General features: G+C 72.6%; 17 protein-coding genes. 11 read left to right on the forward strand and 6 right to left on the reverse strand.

The window, feature by feature from the left end; genetic code table 11:
* The first annotated feature begins 13 nt into the window (after positions 1-13).
* The gene (locus AOQ53_RS20915) at positions 14-943 is read left to right on the forward strand and encodes a LysR family transcriptional regulator (RefSeq protein ID WP_059419463.1); all 930 of its coding nucleotides are present in this window, start codon (positions 14-16) and stop codon (positions 941-943) included.
* 182 nt (positions 944-1125) lie between these two features.
* Here AOQ53_RS20915 and AOQ53_RS44745 read toward each other — a convergent pair whose 3' ends face one another.
* The 4 genes from AOQ53_RS44745 to AOQ53_RS20930 form a co-directional block, all read right to left on the reverse strand.
* Positions 1126-1302, reverse strand: coding sequence for a hypothetical protein (locus AOQ53_RS44745; protein ID WP_167745742.1), 177 nt, complete (start codon positions 1300-1302; stop codon positions 1126-1128).
* Between the two features lie 171 nt (positions 1303-1473).
* Positions 1474-2151 (reverse strand): gamma-glutamyl-gamma-aminobutyrate hydrolase family protein, encoded by a 678-nt coding sequence (locus AOQ53_RS20920; RefSeq protein ID WP_167745743.1) that lies wholly within the window; start codon positions 2149-2151, stop codon positions 1474-1476.
* A 37-nt stretch (positions 2152-2188) separates the two neighbouring features.
* Positions 2189-3634, reverse strand: a complete 1446-nt coding sequence (eat, locus tag AOQ53_RS20925) for an ethanolamine permease (RefSeq protein ID WP_059419465.1) — start codon at positions 3632-3634, stop codon at positions 2189-2191.
* A 148-nt stretch (positions 3635-3782) separates the two neighbouring features.
* Positions 3783-4517 carry a FadR/GntR family transcriptional regulator gene (locus tag AOQ53_RS20930; protein ID WP_059419467.1) on the reverse strand — a complete coding sequence of 245 codons (735 nt, stop codon included), beginning with the start codon at positions 4515-4517 and terminating at the stop codon, positions 3783-3785.
* 82 nt (positions 4518-4599) lie between these two features.
* On the opposite strand from AOQ53_RS20930, the gene AOQ53_RS20935 reads away from it, so the two are divergent.
* Genes AOQ53_RS20935 through AOQ53_RS20950 form a run of 4 tightly spaced genes read left to right on the forward strand, consistent with a single transcriptional unit; the run spans position 4600 to position 9083 of the window.
* Entirely contained in the window at positions 4600-5964 is a 1365-nt protein-coding gene (locus AOQ53_RS20935; protein ID WP_059419468.1) for a glutamine synthetase family protein, read from the forward strand.
* Between the two features lie 8 nt (positions 5965-5972).
* Complete coding sequence (locus AOQ53_RS20940) at positions 5973-7346, forward strand: aldehyde dehydrogenase family protein (RefSeq protein WP_059419482.1); 1374 nt, start codon at positions 5973-5975, stop codon at positions 7344-7346.
* On the forward strand, positions 7343-8128 hold the full coding sequence (locus AOQ53_RS20945; protein WP_059419469.1) for a 3-oxoacyl-ACP reductase: 786 nt from the start codon (positions 7343-7345) through the stop codon (positions 8126-8128). The genes AOQ53_RS20940 and AOQ53_RS20945 overlap by 4 nt, the downstream gene beginning before the upstream one ends.
* A 49-nt stretch (positions 8129-8177) precedes the next feature.
* On the forward strand, positions 8178-9083 hold the full coding sequence (locus AOQ53_RS20950) for a DUF2510 domain-containing protein (RefSeq protein WP_059419484.1): 906 nt from the start codon (positions 8178-8180) through the stop codon (positions 9081-9083).
* Positions 9084-9114: 31 nt separating this feature from the next.
* On the opposite strand, the gene AOQ53_RS20955 is transcribed toward AOQ53_RS20950, so the two are convergent.
* Positions 9115-10317: an amino acid deaminase/aldolase gene (locus AOQ53_RS20955; RefSeq protein WP_059419470.1), complete on the reverse strand. Its 1203-nt coding sequence runs from the start codon at positions 10315-10317 to the stop codon at positions 9115-9117.
* A gap of 1224 nt (positions 10318-11541) precedes the next feature.
* Here AOQ53_RS20955 and AOQ53_RS20960 point away from each other — a divergent pair.
* From AOQ53_RS20960 to AOQ53_RS20970, 3 genes are all read left to right on the forward strand, one after another.
* Positions 11542-12354: a hypothetical protein gene (locus tag AOQ53_RS20960; RefSeq protein ID WP_059419486.1), complete on the forward strand. Its 813-nt coding sequence runs from the start codon at positions 11542-11544 to the stop codon at positions 12352-12354.
* 8 nt (positions 12355-12362) lie between these two features.
* Positions 12363-13529, forward strand: coding sequence for a type VII secretion-associated serine protease mycosin (mycP, locus tag AOQ53_RS20965; RefSeq protein ID WP_059419487.1), 1167 nt, complete (start codon positions 12363-12365; stop codon positions 13527-13529).
* 162 nt (positions 13530-13691) lie between these two features.
* Positions 13692-14420: an SseB family protein gene (locus tag AOQ53_RS20970; protein WP_059419472.1), complete on the forward strand. Its 729-nt coding sequence runs from the start codon at positions 13692-13694 to the stop codon at positions 14418-14420.
* A gap of 23 nt (positions 14421-14443) precedes the next feature.
* On the opposite strand, the gene AOQ53_RS20975 is transcribed toward AOQ53_RS20970, so the two are convergent.
* Complete coding sequence (locus AOQ53_RS20975) at positions 14444-14800, reverse strand: DUF1844 domain-containing protein (RefSeq protein WP_078945418.1); 357 nt, start codon at positions 14798-14800, stop codon at positions 14444-14446.
* 397 nt (positions 14801-15197) lie between these two features.
* Between AOQ53_RS20975 and infC the strand changes: the two genes are divergently transcribed.
* The 3 genes from infC to rplT all read left to right on the forward strand — a co-directional run bounded on the left by infC (position 15198) and on the right by rplT (position 16641).
* Positions 15198-15857: a translation initiation factor IF-3 gene (infC, locus tag AOQ53_RS20980; RefSeq protein WP_099054650.1), complete on the forward strand. Its 660-nt coding sequence runs from the start codon at positions 15198-15200 to the stop codon at positions 15855-15857.
* 110 nt (positions 15858-15967) lie between these two features.
* On the forward strand, positions 15968-16162 hold the full coding sequence (rpmI, locus tag AOQ53_RS20985) for a 50S ribosomal protein L35 (RefSeq protein ID WP_059419477.1): 195 nt from the start codon (positions 15968-15970) through the stop codon (positions 16160-16162).
* A gap of 95 nt (positions 16163-16257) precedes the next feature.
* A complete protein-coding gene (gene rplT, locus AOQ53_RS20990; protein WP_003989074.1) occupies positions 16258-16641 on the forward strand; it encodes a 50S ribosomal protein L20 in 384 nt (127 codons plus the stop codon).
* Positions 16642-16760 lie beyond the last annotated feature (119 nt).

Genomic DNA, 16760 nt, shown 5'->3' on the forward strand with positions numbered 1-16760 from the left:
ATAAGCTGGGTTTATGAGCAGGACGGAAGAGCAGGGCGGGGTCCCGACCGCCGGGTCCCTGGCGCACCGGGTGCCGGATCTGGGCGGTCTGGAGTTGCTGCTGGCGGTGGCGCGGCTCGGCAGCCTCGGCCGGGCGGCGCGGGAACTCGGCATCACCCAGCCCGCGGCCAGCAGCCGGATCCGGTCGATGGAGCGGCAGCTCGGCGTGGCGCTGGTCGACCGCTCACCGCGCGGGTCCCGGCTCACGGACGCCGGTGCGCTGGTGACGGACTGGGCGCGGCGGATCGTCGAGGCGGCGGAGGCGTTCGACGTGGGGGCGCAGGCGCTGCGCGATCGCCGCGACTCACGGTTGCGGGTGGCGGCGAGCATGACGATCGCCGAGTATCTGCTCCCGGGCTGGCTGCTCGCGCTGCGCGCACAGCGGCCCGACACGGCGGTGTCCCTGCATGCCGGGAACTCGACGGTGGTCGCTGAGCGGCTGTTGTCGGACGAGGCGGATGTGGGGTTCGTCGAGGGGCTGACGGTCCCGACGGGGCTGGACTCGGTGGTCATCGCCCACGACCGGCTGATAGTGGTCACGGCTCCTGCCCACCCCTGGGCCCGACGGCGGCGGCCGCTGGCGGCGGGGGAGCTGGCGTCGACCCCGCTGATCCTGCGTGAGAAGGGCTCCGGTACGCGCCAGGTCCTGGACGCGGCGCTGGGGGGTCTGGCCCGGCCGCTGATCGAGCTGTCGTCCACCACGGCGGTCAAGGCGGCGGCGGTGAGCGGGGCGGGGCCGGCGGTGCTGAGTGAACTGGCGGTGGGGGAGGAGCTGGCGATGCGGCGTCTGGTGCGGGTGCCGGTCGAGGGGGTCGCGCTGGCGCGGGACCTCAGGGCGGTGTGGCCGACCGGTCATCGCCCTACCGGGCCCGCCCGGGATCTGCTGTCGCTGACGCGGGGGTAGTCGTCTCGCCCCCGCCCTGCTGGCCAGAGCCGGAGGAGACAGTCGACTGACGTCTGCTTTGTCCCTCAGCGGAGATGACAGGCACCTCGCGTGTACAGACGCGTCATCTGACCGAGATGTTCCTCAGCCCCGAAGGCCGCTCACGCGCTGCCCCGCGCCGTTCATTGATCGTTTGTCGGCGGTCATGCGGTCCGGAAGTCGTCCACCCGCTCGCCCTCCGCCTGGGACGGCTCGGTCCTGGGGACGTCCGGGTGCTGCTCCACTGCCGCACGCTCGGACGGTTCATCGCGCTCGCCCTCGGCCTGGGAGGGCGTGTGCGAGTACAGCCAGAGGTCGTAGTCCGAGGCTGCGGTCTTCATGGCGGGCCTCCCTTGGTCGCTCGTCTCCCATACTCCTCCCGTGCGCGCAGCAGGACCAGAGCGGCCGGCGCCGCACTTCTCACCTGCGATGCTCCAAACGGGAAGGGAAAAGAGCGCTGGGTTGCGCTGGTCATTGCGCGCACACGGCTTGACCAGCCTGCGCGCACCGGCTCAGGCCGCCGCTGCCGCTTCCACCAACGCCCGCATCACCCGCACGTCCTCCCCCATCTCCGGGTGCCACTGCACCCCCAGCACCCACCCCTCACCGGACGGCAGTTCCAGCGCCTCCACCGTGCCGTCATCCGCGTAGGCCGACGGGACGAGCCCCTCGCCCAGGCGGTCCACGGCCTGGTGGTGGTACGTCGGTACGAACGTCTCCTCCGGCACGGCACCGGCGTACAGACTCCCCGGCACCGGCTTGACGGCATGATTGCCGAAGACGCCCACGACCTCCGCGTGCCCGTCGAGGTGCTGCACCAGCGTCCCGCCCAGGGCGACGTTCAGCAGCTGCATGCCCCGGCAGATGCCCAGCAACGGCACACCCGCCACCAGCGCCGCGTCGATCAGGGCCAGCTCCCACGCGTCCCGCTCCCGCGCCGGCGGCCCGGTGCGCGGATGCGGCTCGGCGCCGTACCGTACGGGCTCCACATCCGGCCCGCCCGCGATGACCAGCCCGTCCAGCCGGGCCACGGCCGCGGCCGCGTGCGCGGGGTCGTCCGGCGGGAGCATCGCGGCCAGGCCGCCCGCTCGCTGCACGAGCCGGGGGTAGCCGACCGGCAGCAGCGCGGCCTCCAGTTCCCACACTCCCCAGCGCGCACCGGACTCCAGATAGGTGCTGACACCGATCAACGGCCTGGCCACGAGAACCCCCTCAACAGTCGACGTCTCAGTCCCGTGTCAACTCTGCCTCGGCCGCGGCCAGCGCGGCGAACTCCTCCTCCGGCGCCTGCGCCACCAGCCGCTTCCGGCTGTACAGCCCGAAGTACGCGAGGGCCACGACGTACACCGCGAGCGCGATGAACGCCGCCGTCACATCCACCAGGAACGTCGCCACCAGCGCCGCACAGGCCAGCACCAGGGCGACGGAGGAGGTCAGCACCCCGCCGGGCGTCCGGTACGGCCGCGGCAGCTCCGGCTCGCGGCGGCGCAGCACGATGTGCGAGAGGGACATCAGCGCGTAGGAGATGGTCGCGCCGAAGACCGCGATGTTCAGCATCCGGGCGCCGTTCCCGGACACCGCCGCCAGCAGGAAGCCGATCGTGCCGGGCACCAGCAGGCCCAGGTACGGCGCCTTGCGGCGGCTGGTGAGGGACAGGAAGCGGGGCAGGTAGCCCGCGCGGGACAGGGCGAACAGCTGGCGCGAGCCCGCGTAGATCAGGGAGAAGAACGACGCCACCAGGCCGGCCAGGCCCGCGTAGTTGACGATCCGGCTCAGGGTCGTCGCCTCGCCGTCCGGCTGGAGCGCCTCGACCAGCGGGTTGCCCGCCTCCTGGATCGCCGCGGAACCGCGTGCTCCCGCCGCCGCGACGAAGGTCACCACCGCCAGCACGACCAGGATGCCCATCGACCAGCGGATCGCCTTCGGCAGCGTACGGGCCGGGTCCCTCGTCTCCTCGGCGGCCAGCGGCACGCCCTCGACGCCCAGGAAGAACCACATGCCGAACGGGAACGCCGCCCAGATGCCGAGCAGGCCGAACGGGAGCCAGGAGTTCGACCCCGCGGCGGAGGAGTCGACCGGGATGTCGTCCAGTGAGGCGAAGGAGAACTCGGGCAGTGCCGCCAGCGCGAACACGACCAGGGCGACCACCGCGATGCCCGTGACGACGAAGCTGAAGCGCAGCGCCTCGCCCACGCCCCAGAGGTGGATGCCGAGGAAGATCGCGAAGCAGACCAGGTACACCGGCCAGCCGGACTCCAGGCCGAACAGGCCCAGCGATGCGACGTAGTCGCCGATGAAGATGACGATGGCGGCGGGCGCGAGGACGTACTCGATGAGGATCGCCGTACCGGTCAGGAAGCCGCCCCACGGGCCGAGCGCCCGCCGGGCGAAGCCGTAGCCGCCGCCCGCCGTCGGCAGGATCGAGGACAGCTCGGCGAGGGCGAAGACCATGCACGCGTACATCGCGCCCATGAGCACCATGGCGATCGCCAGGCCGCCGAAGCCGCCCTCGGCCAGGCCGAAGTTCCAGCCCGAGTAGTCGCCGGAGACGACGTAGGCGACGCCGAGTCCGGTGAGCAGCACCCAGCCGGCGCTGCCGCGGCGGAGCGCCCTGCGTTCCAGATAGTCGTCCGCCTGCACGGCGGCGGGTGTGCTGGTGGATTCCTGGGACATGGGCAGACTCCCCACGGGAGGCGGACACGGGGTCGAGAGGGTTCGACCCAATGGAATGGATCCATACCTTTGCCGTGTCCGCTACAGGAAGGCAATACCCCTGCGTTAATCACCAGTAAATCCTCGCAACGCCGGGACCCGTCCCGGCTCAGCCCAGGAAGCCGCGCAGCAGCGCCGCCGTCCCCGCGCAGTGCTCCCGCATCATCTCCCGTGCGCCGTCCGCGTCCCGGTCCAGCACCGCCTCCACCAGGGCGGTGTGCTGCCGCTGCGAGTGCTCCAGGTTGCGCACGAGCAGCGGGATGCAGTCGAGCAGGTCGTTGACCGTGGCCCGAACCGCCGCGTACTGCGCGGTCAGCGTCGGCGAGCCGCACAGCTCGGCCAGCGTGAGATGGAGCAGCGTGTCCTGCCGCCGGTAGTCGCCCAGCGGCGCGTCGTGCGTGCGGGACAGCGCCTGACGCAACCGTTCCTCCTGCTCGTCCGACAGGCCGTGCGTGGCGCACAGCCCCGCCGCGCCCACCTCCAGCACCTCCCGGAACCGCAGCATGTCCTCTATGTCGACCTCGGCGATCCGGCGCCGTAGCTCGTCCTCGCCGCCGGCGTCGTGACGCGGCAGCACGAACGTGCCGCCGTACCGGCCCCGCCGCGACTCCACCAGGCCCTGGTCCTGGAGCACCTTCAGCACCTCGCGCAGCGTCACCCGGCTGATCCCCAGCCGCTCCGCCAGCTCCCGCTCGGCCGGCAGCCGTTCGCCCCCCGGTACCAGGCCCAGCCGTACGACCTGGAGGATCTGCTCCAGTGCCTCCTCGAAACCGTTGCCCGCACGCACCGGCCGCAGCACTGGCGTCAGCCCGTCCCGCGTCTCGCCGCCAGCTTCCTCCGGCATGTGGCCGTACCCCCTTCCCAAGCAATGGTTCTCAGGAATACCTTATGGCTTCCGGCGGAACCAGAGCCAAGGAGGCCCTCCCGTGGCAGACCGCACACCCCCGCTGAGCGTCGAGGAGCTGCACGCCCTCGTCGCGGGCGGTGAGATCGACACTGTCGTCCTGGCCTTCCCCGACATGCAAGGGCGGCTCCAGGGCAAGCGGTTCGCCGCGCGCTTCTTCCTGGACGAGGTCCTCAAGCACGGCACCGAGGGCTGCAACTACCTGCTCGCCGTCGACACCGAGATGAACACCGTCGACGGCTACGCGATGTCCTCCTGGGACCGCGGCTACGGCGACTTCGCCATGCACCCGGACCTGGCCACCCTGCGCCGCGTCCCCTGGAACGAGGGCACGGCCATGCTCCACGCCGACCTCGCCTGGAACGACGGCTCGCCCGTGGTCGCCGCGCCCCGCCAGATCCTGCGCCGCCAGCTGGAGCGCCTCGCCGAGCTCGGCTACACCGCCCAGGTCGGCACCGAGCTGGAGTTCATCGTCTTCAAGGACACCTACGAACAGGCCTGGGACAGCAACTACGCAGGCCTCACCCCGGCCAACCAGTACAACATCGACTACTCGGTCCTCGGCACCGGCCGCATCGAACCCCTGCTGCGCCGCATCCGCAACGAGATGGCGGCCGCCGGCCTCACCGTCGAGTCCGCCAAGGGCGAGTGCAACCCCGGCCAGCACGAGATCGCCTTCCGCTACGACGAGGCCCTGGTCACCTGCGACCAGCACGCCGTCTACAAGACCGGCGCCAAGGAGATCGCCTCCCAGGAGGGCATGTCGATCACCTTCATGGCCAAGTACAACGAGCGCGAGGGCAACTCCTGCCACATCCACCTCTCGCTCGCGGACGCCGACGGCCACAACGCCATGGCAGGGGACGGCGAAGGCGGCATGTCGGACGTCATGCGCCACTTCCTCGCCGGCCAGCTCGCCGCGCTGCGCGACTTCTCCCTCCTCTACGCCCCCAACATCAACTCCTACAAGAGGTTCCAGCCCGGCTCCTTCGCCCCGACGGCCGTCGCCTGGGGCTACGACAACCGCACCTGCGCGCTGCGCGTGGTCGGCCACGGCCGCTCGATGCGCTTCGAGAACCGGCTGCCCGGCGGCGACGTCAACCCCTACCTCGCCGTGGCCGGACTGGTCGCGGCCGGACTGCACGGCGTCGAGCAGAAGCTGGAGCTGCCCGAGCCCTGCCCCGGCAACGCCTACGCCGCCGACTTCGCCCACGTTCCCACCACCCTGCGCGAGGCCGCCGAGCTCTGGGAGAACAGCCCCATCGCCAAGGCCGCCTTCGGCGACGAGGTCGTCGCGCACTACCGCAACATGGCGCGCGTCGAACTGGACGCCTTCGACGCCGCGGTGACCGACTGGGAGCTGCGCCGCTCCTTCGAACGCATGTGAGGTCCTACTTGTCTTCCGAGCACCTTCTGGAAGTACTGAACCCCGCGACCGAGGAGGTCATCGCCGCCATCGCGGCGGCCGGCCCCGCCGACGTCGACGCGGCCGTCACCCACGCCGCCAGGGCACAGCGGATCTGGGCCGCCCTCACCCCCGGCGACCGCGCCCGGCACTTGCGCCGCTTCGCGGCCACCGTCGACGAGCACCTGGAGGAACTGGCCCGCCTGGAGGTCCGCGAGGCCGGCCACACCATCGGCAACGCCCGCTGGGAGGCGGGCAACGTCCGCGACCTGCTGGACTACGCGGCCGGGGGAGTGGAGCGGCTCACCGGCCGGCAGATCCCGGTGCCCGGCGGCCTCGACGTCACGATCCTCGAACCGCTCGGCGTCGTCGGCGTGATCGCGCCCTGGAACTTCCCCATGCCGATCGCCGCCTGGGGCACGGCCCCCGCCCTCGCGGCCGGCAACGCGGTCCTCCTCAAGCCCGCCGAGACCACCCCGCTCACCGCGCTGCGCCTCGCCGAACTCGCCCTGGAGGCCGGGCTCCCGGAACACCTCTTCCAGGTCCTGCCCGGACACGGCGACATCACCGGCGACGCGCTGGTACGGCACCCCGGCGTCGCCAAGATCGTCTTCACCGGCTCCACCAGGACCGGTCGGCGGATCGCGGCGCTCGGCGCCGAGCAGATCAAGCCCGTCACCCTCGAACTCGGCGGCAAGAGCCCGAACATCGTCTTCGCCGACTCCGACCTGAAGGCCGCCGTCGACCCCTTCTCCTTCCTGGACAACTCCGGCCAGGACTGCTGCGCCCGCACCCGCATCCTGGTCCAGGAGCAGGTCTACGACGAGGTCCGCGAGCTGCTCGCCGAGACGCTGGCCGCCGTGGTGGTGGGCGACCCGGCCGACGAGAAGACGCAGATGGGCCCGCTGATCTCCCGGCAGCAGCTCGACCGCGTCCGGGGCTTCGTGCCCGACGACGCCCCGGCCCTGCGCGGCAGCGCACCCGAGGGGCCCGGCTTCTGGTTCCCGCCGACCGTGCTCACCGGGGAGCGGCCCGACTCGGCGGCGGCCTGCGAGGAGATCTTCGGCCCGGTCGCCGTCCTGCTGCCCTTCACCGACGAGGCCGACGCGATCCGGCTCGCCAACGCCACCCCGTACGGCCTCTCCGGCTCCATCTGGACCCGGGACGTCGGCCGTGCCCTGCGTGTCTCCCAGGCCGTCCGCGCCGGCAACCTGTCCGTCAACTCCCACGCCAGCGTCCGCTACTGGACCCCCTTCGGCGGCTACAAGCAGTCGGGCGTCGGCCGCGAGCTCGGCCCCGACGCCCTGGCCGCCTTCACCGAAACCAAGAACGTCTTCATCAGCACGGAGGGCCCCGCACAGTGACCGCTCAGGAAAGCATCTGCCGCCGGCTGGTCGGCCGCAGCGCCGTCGTCACCGGAGCCGGCAGCGGCATCGGTCTCGCCGCCGCCCGCCGCCTCGCCTCCGAGGGCGCGCACGTCGTCTGCGGCGACGTCGACGAGGTCCGCGGCAAGGCGGCCGCCGAGGAGACCGGCGGCATCTTCGTGAAGGTGGACGTCACCGACCCCGAGCAGGTGGAGGCCCTCTTCAGGACGGCCCACGACACCTACGGCAGCGTCGACATCGCCTTCAACAACGCCGGCATCTCCCCACCCGACGACGACTCCATCCTGGAGACCGGGCTGGAGGCCTGGAAGCGCGTCCAGGAGGTCAACCTCACCTCCGTCTACCTCTGCTGCAAGGCCGCCATCCCGTACATGCGGCGCCAGGGCAAGGGCTCGATCATCAACACGGCGTCCTTCGTGGCGAGGATGGGCGCCGCCACCAGCCAGATCTCGTACACGGCCTCCAAGGGCGGCGTCCTCGCCATGTCCCGTGAGCTGGGCGTGCAGTTCGCCCGGGAGGGCATCCGGGTCAACGCCCTGTGCCCCGGGCCGGTCAACACCCCGCTCCTCCAGGAGCTGTTCGCCAAGGACCCGGAGCGCGCCGCCCGCCGCCTGGTGCACATCCCGCTGGGCCGGTTCGCCGAGGCCGAGGAGATCGCCGCCGCCGTGGCCTTCCTCGCCAGCGACGACTCCTCCTTCGTGAACGCCACCGACTTCCTGGTCGACGGCGGGATCGCGGGGGCGTACGTCACACCCCTGTAAGAGGCCGGTCCGGACGGCCGGGAACTGGCTCTACAGTGCCGGGATGAGCATGACGCCACCGCCCGGCTGGTATCCCGACCCGCACGGCCCGCATCTGGAACGCTGGTGGGACGGCACGGCCTGGACCGAGCACCGCCGTGCGCCCGAGGCCCCCACGGGCCCGGTGCCCCCGCCCCCGGGCGGCGGCACCGGGCGCGGGAAGGCCGTCGCCCTGATCGCCGCCGGGGCCGTCCTCGTCGCGGCGATCGTCACCGGAGCCGTCGTGCTGGGCGACGACGGCGACGGCACGGAGACGAGGACGGCCCCGACATCCGCGCCCCCGGCCACGACCGGCCCGCCGGAGCCGACTCCCGAGGCGTCCACCTCCGAGCCGTCCGCCGACGACCCGGCCGTCGTCGAGGACCAGCTCAACGGCGTCACCTTCCCCCTGCTCGACGGCTGGGCCCGGCCGCAGTACGTGGCGCAGGACGACGTCGTCATGACGACCGACGGCACCTACGACTGCCCCGGCGGCGTCGGCCTCTGCCGCCACGGCCTCGTCTTCTCCCGCACGGTGACCGAGAACGACGAGAAGTCCCCCGAGGCCCTCGCCAAGGCGGACATCAAGGACGCCGCCGACGAGGCCTACGACCGCGACCAACTCGGCCGCGAGCTCTACGGGGGCATCGAGTCGCACCAGGTCGTCAAGTCCGGGCCGGTCGCGGTGGCCGGCCGCGCCGGGTACCTCGTGCGCTGGCGCGTGCGGACCGCCAAGGGGCCGGGCGGATACGTCCAGTCGCTCGTCTTCCCGTCCAGCGTCGGCACCGAGGCGCCCGTCCTCGTCCGCTACGTCTTCGACGCGGGCGAGGACGGACCGCCGCTCGCCGACATGGACCGCATCACCAAGGGCATACGGCCGTTCGGCGACGCGGACACGGGCGGCGGCGTGGGCAGCAGCATCGGCCCGTCGGACTGAACGCGGCTGACCGGTACCGACCTTGGGCCGGCTACAGGAACGTGTGGCCCTCGCCGCGGTACGTCGGCACGGTCGCCGTCACCGCGTCCCCCTCGACCAGATGCAGCACGTCGAACCGCTCGCACAGCTCACCGGCCTTCGCGTGCCGGAACCACACCTTGTCACCGATCAGCAGGTCGTCGGCGGGCGAGCCCAGCAGCGGCGTCTGCACCTCGCCGGCCCCCTCCTGAGGGTCGTAACGCAGCCCCTCCGGCAGATACGGCACGGGCAGCCGGTCGGGCCCGGCCGCGCCGGAGGCGGGGTACCCGCCGCCGAGGACCGTCACCACCCCGACGCCCGGCCGCCGTACGACGGGCTGGGCGAAGAGGGCCGCCGGACGGCCGCTGAACGACGTGTAGTTGTCGAACAGCCGCGGCACGTACAGCCCCGACCCGGCGCCGATCTCGGTCACCGCGTCCTCGGCCGCCGTGTGCTGCACCGAGCCGGTGCCGCCGCCGTTGACGAACTCCAGCCCCGGCACGACGGCCCGCACCGCGCGCACCACCTCCGCACGGCGCTCGGCGAGTTCACGCTTGGCGGCGGCCTGCATCAGCCGGACGGCACGGGACCGCAGCGGCCGTCCCGCCACCGCGTCCCCGACACCGGCGACGTGCCCCTCGTACGCCATGATCCCCACGACCTCGAAGCCCGGCCGGCGGGCCACGGCCCGGGCCACGTCGGCGACCTCGGCGGGGGAGTGCAGCGGCGAACGCCGGGCCCCGACCCGTACCCGCCCACCGAGCAGCTTCAGGGAGGTGTCCAACTCCAGGCAGACGCGCACGACTTCACGCCCACCGCCCCGCGACGCGTCGATCAGGTCGAGCTGGGCGACGTCGTCGATCATCACGGTGACGGCGGCGGCGAGCTTCGGATCACCGGCGAGTTCGGCGTACCCGGCCCGGTCGGCGGACGGGTAGGCGAGCAGCACGTCGTCGAACCCGGACCGGGCCAGCCACAGCGACTCGGCGAGGGTGAACGACATGATCCCCGCGAAACCGTCCCGGGCCAGGACGCGTTCCAGCAGGGCCCGGCACCGCACGGACTTGCTGGCGACCCGGACGGGCTTGCCCCCGGCGCGACGGACCAGATCGGCGGCGTTGGCGTCGAAGGCGTCCAGGTCCACGATCGCGAGAGGGGCGTCGAGATGGGCGGTGGCCCGGTCGTAACGGGCCCGGTCGGAGGCGCGCGCAGTCATGAACGCAGCCTGCCAGACAGGATTACCGCAGGGTAGGGGGACGTTCCGGGCAGATGCCCCGGGCTCGTGGACTGGTTCCCGTTCGCGCAGGAACACGCCGTAGAGTGACGCGCACGTACGGCGGAGCGGCGCCGGCCGGACTTCCGCGCTGGGATGACGCTCCATCCGTACGGGTATGTGTGCCCGGGACGACTCAGTGCCGGGCCTCGGGCAGGACGACACCGGCCCGCGCATTACGCAGCGGCCCGGGTACGAGGAAACGGGGGGTGCATGAGCACGGAAGCACAGCGTGCCTCTTTCCCCCCACGTCCCAGCACTCCGCCACGCCCTTCGCGCCCCCCGTCCTCGCCCGAGGACGCCCGGACGGCATCTTCCGACGCGACCACGGGTGACACCCCGTCGGTTTCGGACGACCGGGGGCGTTCCGGCGTGCGTGGGCCGAGTGCGGGGACGCGGCGCCCGTCGCCGGAGCGGGACACGGACTCGTCAGGATCTGCCGCCGCCGGGCAGGAAACGGCTGCTCCCGCGGCCTCCGGCGGGACCGACGGCTCGAACGGCCGCCCCCGTTTCCCCAGTTTCGGCGACACCATGGCCCGGCGTACCGAGCCCGCCGCACCCCGGCGTACCGAGCCCGCCGCCCCGCCACCGCCCCGCGCCTCCGACCGCTTCCCGGACGCGCAGCACAGCGTCGGCCGCGTGACGCGATCCGAGCCGAACAGGCCGTCCACCCCACCCGACGCCCCTCCGCGACCGCGTCACCTCCCCACGCCGGGCTCGTCCGACCGTCCGGGGCGTCCGGATGCTCCGGGCGGGGCCTCGTCGGAGACGGCCGGCCGGCCGGGGTACGCCCCCACGTCACGCCGTACCGGTGCCCCCGCCGAGAACTCCTCGGAGACGACCGCCCGCCTGCGTCCGGTCCCCGCCGGCCCGTCACCCGCCGAGCAGGCCGAGCGCCCGGCCTCCGAGCCTGCTGAACCCTTCGGCCGCCCCCGTCCCGCGCGGCCCGGTGTGCCGCCGCGCCCCTCGCGGGAGCCGCAGGTCGGTGCCGACGCCGGCACCGGTGCCACTACCGGGCGTGGCATGCGCATGCCCTCGGCGCCCGCTCACCGGCCCGCCCCCGGCCGGCAGCCCGCCCACAACCCCACCAACGTCTCTCCCGACCCGTCCCTGTCCTGGAGCGCCCCCCTGTCCCCCGGTCCCGCTCCCGCCGGCGCACGCCCCGTCGTGTCCTTCGGGGAGCCCGAGGGATACGACGCCGACGCGCGGCCCCGGCCGCTCGGGCGGCGCGGGGCGTCACAGGCAGCCGCTGCCGCCGTCTGTCTCGTGCTCGGGCTGGGGCTCATCTCGGGCGCGGTCACCGGGAGCTGGCTCGTGGGGGACTCCGGGGAGGAGGGCTCGCGCTCCACCTTCACCACGGCCGGCAGCCTCTGGCACAGCGTTCCCGTCGACCAGCTCTTCCCGCCCATCGTGCAGGGTCAGGGCGCCGGCCCCGGCGGTGCCGACCGCACCTGGACCCGTATCGCCGTCGCCCCGGACAGCGGCTGCAAGGACGCCTTCGACCCCCTGCTGCGCAAGGCTCTCGCCCCCGTCGGCTGTGAGCGGCTCCTGCGGGCCACCTACACCGACGCCACCGAGAGCTACGTGACCACCGTCGGCCTGCTCTTCACCGAGGCCGACGCCACGGGCATGACCTCCCTCGCGAACCGTTTCCGCAAGGAGCGCCTGGACCGGCGCAGCGACCTGATGCCCCTGCCGTACGCCGCGAAGGACACGCCCGCCGCCGACTTCGGCGCGGAGCAGCGCGCCGCCTGGACCGTCTCCGTGCTGACCGAGGCCCCGGTCGTCGTCTACGCCGTCTCCGGCTGGGCCGACGGCCGCACCGTCGACGACCCGCAGCCCGCCGAGGACGCCATGGAGTCCGGCGCCACCACCGCCCCCGCCCAGGCCGGCCTCGGCAACGAGGCACAGGGCCTCGCCGACCGCGTCGAACGCGGCCTGCGCAAGAACGTCCGCTCGGCCACGGAGCAGCCGTCGTGAAAGCCGTCATGTCCCGCGCGGGCGGGTTCCTGAGTGTTCTCCTCGCCGCCGGCCTCGTCCTGGTCCCCTCCGCCACCGCCCACGCCGACGGCATCCGCGCCCAGCAGTGGGCCCTGGAGGCCATGCACACCCAGGAGGCCTGGCGGACCACCAAGGGCGAGGGCGTCACCGTCGCCGTCCTGGACACCGGTGTCGAGGCCGACCACCCCGACCTGATCGGCAACGTCCTCACCGGCAAGGACCTGATCCGCTTCGGAGCCGAACCCGGCGACCGCGCCTGGGCCCGGCACGGCACCGCCATGGCCGGCATCATCGCCGGGCACGGACACGGCCCGGGCAACGCCGACGGCGTCCTCGGCATCGCCCCCGAGGCGAAGATCCTCCCCGTCCGCGTGATCCTGGAGGACGGCGACCCCTCCCGCGCCAAGGCCCGCAGCACCCGCGGCAACGCCCTCGCCGAGGGCATCCGCTGGGCCGCCGACCACGGCGCCGACGTCATCAACCTCTCCCTCGGCGACGACTCCGCCTCCGCGCACCCCGAACCCACCGAGGACCAGGCCATCCAGTACGCCCTGAAGAAGGGCGTGGTCGTCGTCGCCTCCGCCGGCAACGGCGGCGAGAAGGGCGACCGCATCTCCTACCCGGCCGCCTACCCGGGCGTCATCGCCGCCACCGCCGTCGACCGCGCCGGAACCCGCGCCCCCTTCTCCACCCGCCGCTGGTACGCCACCGTCAGCGCCCCCGGCGTCGACGTCGTCATCGCCGACCCCGACCACAAGTACTACGAGGGCTGGGGCACCAGCGCCGCCGCCGCCTTCGTCTCCGGCGCCGCCGCCCTGGTCAAGGCCGCCCACCCCGGCCTGACCCCGGCCCAGATCAAGTCGCTCCTGGAGGACACCGCCCGCAGCGCCCCCGCCGGGGGCCGCGACGACTCCCGCGGCTTCGGCTTCGTCGACCCGGCCGCCGCCATCAAGGCCGCCGACCGGCTGAAGCCGCAGGGCCTCCGCTCGGCGGCGTACGGCGCGAAGTACTTCGGCAGCGGCCCGGACGCGATCGGCTCCGGAGCCGACACCGCCGACTGGGCCGCGCCCCTCGCGGGCGGCGCCGGCGGCGTGCTGCTGATCGCGGCCGTGGTCCTGTGGCGCGGCCGCCGCGCCGGCCACGACGACTTCTAGTGCCCCGGCAGGCAACGTTTGCCCGTCAAGGAGCGGCGTCCGGTGCGGCGAGAGGGCGTACCGGGCGTCGCGACGGGGCGAACGTTGCCTGCCGGGGCACTAGCGCCGGGCAACAGGACCGCCCGCCGAGGCGACGGCACCCGGCCGATAGGGTCGACGACCGTGGCGAACAAGAACATCCCCGACTCCGGCTTCTCCGACGACGACGGCTCCGCCGACCCCCGGCTGAGCGCGGCACTCGGCGCCTGGTCCGAGGACCGCGGTGCCGTGGGCCCGGTCCTCGACGCCCTCAAGGGCGCCCGGCTGCTCGTCCCCGTCGTGGCCGTGCTCGGCGAGGTCGAGGAGGACGAGCGGGGACTGCGCCGCGAGAAGACCAGCGACATGGCCGTACCGACCCTGAAGGCCGGGAACCGCACCGCCCTCCCCGCCTTCACCTCCACGGACTCCCTCGCCCGCTGGGACCCGGCGGCGCGCCCCGTCGCCGTACCCCTGCACCAGGCCCTCCAGGCCGCCGCGCACGAGAAGGCGGACACGATCGTGCTCGACCTGGCCGGGCCCGTGCCCTTCGAGCTGACCGGTCCCGCCCTGCTCGCCCTCGCGGAGGGCCGCACGACCACCGACCCGCTCGCCGACCCGGCCGTCGTCGAGGCCGTACGCGAGGCCGTGGCCGCCGAGCCCGCCGTTCTGCGCGCCCACCTCGGGCCCGGCCAGGCCGACGGCACCCTCGCCCTGGTCCTGGACCCGTCCGCCGCCCCCGCCGAAGCCGCCCGGGCGGTCGCCCGGCGCCTCGCGGCCGACGAGACACTGAGGGCCCGCCTGGTGCGCGGCCTCGACCTGGCACTCCTGCCGGCCGGGGCGACGCCACCGGGCGAGCCCTTGTACGAACGCTGAGTAGCCTGAGCGGGCCGGCCGTACTAGCCGTAGACCGGGCCCGTGTACTTCTCGCCCGGGCCCTTGCCCGGCTCGTCCGGGACGAGCGACGCCTCGCGGAACGCCAGCTGGAGCGACTTCAGGCCGTCTCGCAGGGGTGCCGCGTGGAACGAGCTGATCTCGGTGGTGGACGCGTCCAGCAGACCGGCCAGCGCGTGCACCAGCTTGCGGGCCTCGTCCAGGTCCTTGTGCTTGTCGCCCTCCTCGGTCAGACCAAGCTTCACCGCGGCGGCGCTCATCAGGTTGACGGCGACCGTCACGATCACCTCGACCGCCGGGACCTCGGCGATGTCGCGGGCCATGGCGTCGAAGTCGGGGGACTCAGGAGGGGTCTCACTCATGCCCCACACGATAGGCGCAGGCCGGGGCGGGCGACGTACCAGGCCCCGGGGCGCCGCAATTAGCCGTTCCTGGCCAATGCTGGTAATCTCGTGTAACGACCGGTCGGACCCGTATGCCTAGCGGCCCGCGAGCCCGACCCACAAGTGGAGGCTTTCGAACTCCCACCTGACCGCCCCCAGGGCGTCGGGTCACCGGTCAGACGGTCCCGTCCCAGCGGCGGCGATCCGTCCGAAAGCGCGCCCCGCGGTTCCCCGCGGCGGTGCTCCGGTAGTTCGAGGAGCCCCGCCTGGGAATCGTCCGGGGCATTTTTTGTGCTTCGGCGCGGTTAGGTCTATCGAAAAGAGACGTTACGCGGCCGTCCGCCAGACCGTCGCGTGGTGCTACCGAGGAGGATCCATCAGCGCCGAGCCCCGCATCAACGACCGGATTCGCGTTCCCGAGGTGCGACTTGTCGGTCCCAGTGGCGAGCAGGTGGGCATCGTCCCCCTGGCCAAGGCACTGGAGCTTGCGCAGGAGTACGACCTGGACCTGGTCGAGGTCGCGGCGAACGCCCGTCCGCCCGTGTGCAAGCTCATGGACTACGGGAAGTTCAAGTACGAGTCGGCCATGAAGGCCCGTGAGGCGCGCAAGAACCAGGCGCACACGGTCATCAAGGAGATGAAGCTCCGGCCGAAGATCGACCCGCACGACTATGACACCAAGAAGGGTCACGTCGTCCGGTTCCTCAAGCAGGGCGACAAGGTCAAGATCACGATCATGTTCCGTGGTCGCGAGCAGTCCCGGCCCGAGCTGGGCTACCGACTGCTCCAGCGGCTCGCGGAGGACGTCGCAGACCTCGGTTTCGTCGAGTCGAACCCGAAGCAGGACGGCCGAAACATGATCATGGTTCTCGGTCCGCACAAGAAGAAGACCGAGGCGATGGCCGAGGCTCGCCAGGCGCAAGAGGCCCGCAAGGCCGAGGCAAAGGCCAACCCCGGCAAGTCGCAGAACGCCGCTGAGGCCGACCTCGCCGAGGACTCCGCCGAGGCGCCGGCCGAGGCTTCCGCCGACGCGTGATCCCGGGGGACGCGAGTCCCCAGGAAGCAACCGAAACAAGACGACGCTCCACCGTGCCCGGTTTTCGCGACCGGGCACCGGAGCGCCACCGACGAGGAGAGAACGGCGCTATGCCGAAGAACAAGTCGCACAGCGGGTCCAGCAAGCGCTTCAAGATCACCGGCTCCGGCAAGGTGCTCCGCGAGCGTGCCGGCAAGCGCCACCTGCTCGAGCACAAGTCGTCCCGTGTGACGCGTCGCCTCACCGGCAACGCCGAGATGGCCCCGGGCGACGCCAAGAAGATCAAGAAGCTTCTCGGCAAGTGACGTCCCGGCGCGTCAGCGCCGCACGTCAGGACCGGGACCCAATCGATTTCGGGCCGTGTGAAGACCACCGCGGCCCCGCTACAAGGAGTTAAAAAGTGGCACGCGTCAAGCGGGCAGTGAACGCCCACAAGAAGCGCCGGGCGATCCTCGAGCAGGCCTCCGGCTACCGCGGTCAGCGTTCGCGCCTGTACCGCAAGGCCAAGGAGCAGGTCACCCACTCGCTGGTCTACAACTACAACGACCGCAAGAAGCGCAAGGGTGACTTCCGCCAGCTGTGGATCCAGCGCATCAACGCCGCTGCCCGCGCCAACGGCATGACCTACAACCGCTTCATCCAGGGTCTGAAGGCCGCGAACGTCGAGGTCGACCGCAAGATCCTGGCCGAGCTGGCCGTCAACGACGCCGGTGCGTTCGCCGCGCTCGTCGAGGTCGCCCAGAAGGCGCTGCCGAGCGACGTCAACGCCCCCAAGGCGGCCTGACGCCGGCTCCGAGCCGTGTGACGGAAGGACCCGCAGGCCGAGCGGCCTGCGGGTCCTGCTGTGCAGCCAGCTACTGAGAAAGCGAACGGAATGCCCCCCGCCACCCCCGAGCTCATCTC

It is taken from the genome of Streptomyces azureus (genome assembly GCF_001270025.1).
In the GTDB taxonomy this organism is placed as follows: Bacteria; Actinomycetota; Actinomycetes; order Streptomycetales; family Streptomycetaceae; genus Streptomyces; species Streptomyces azureus.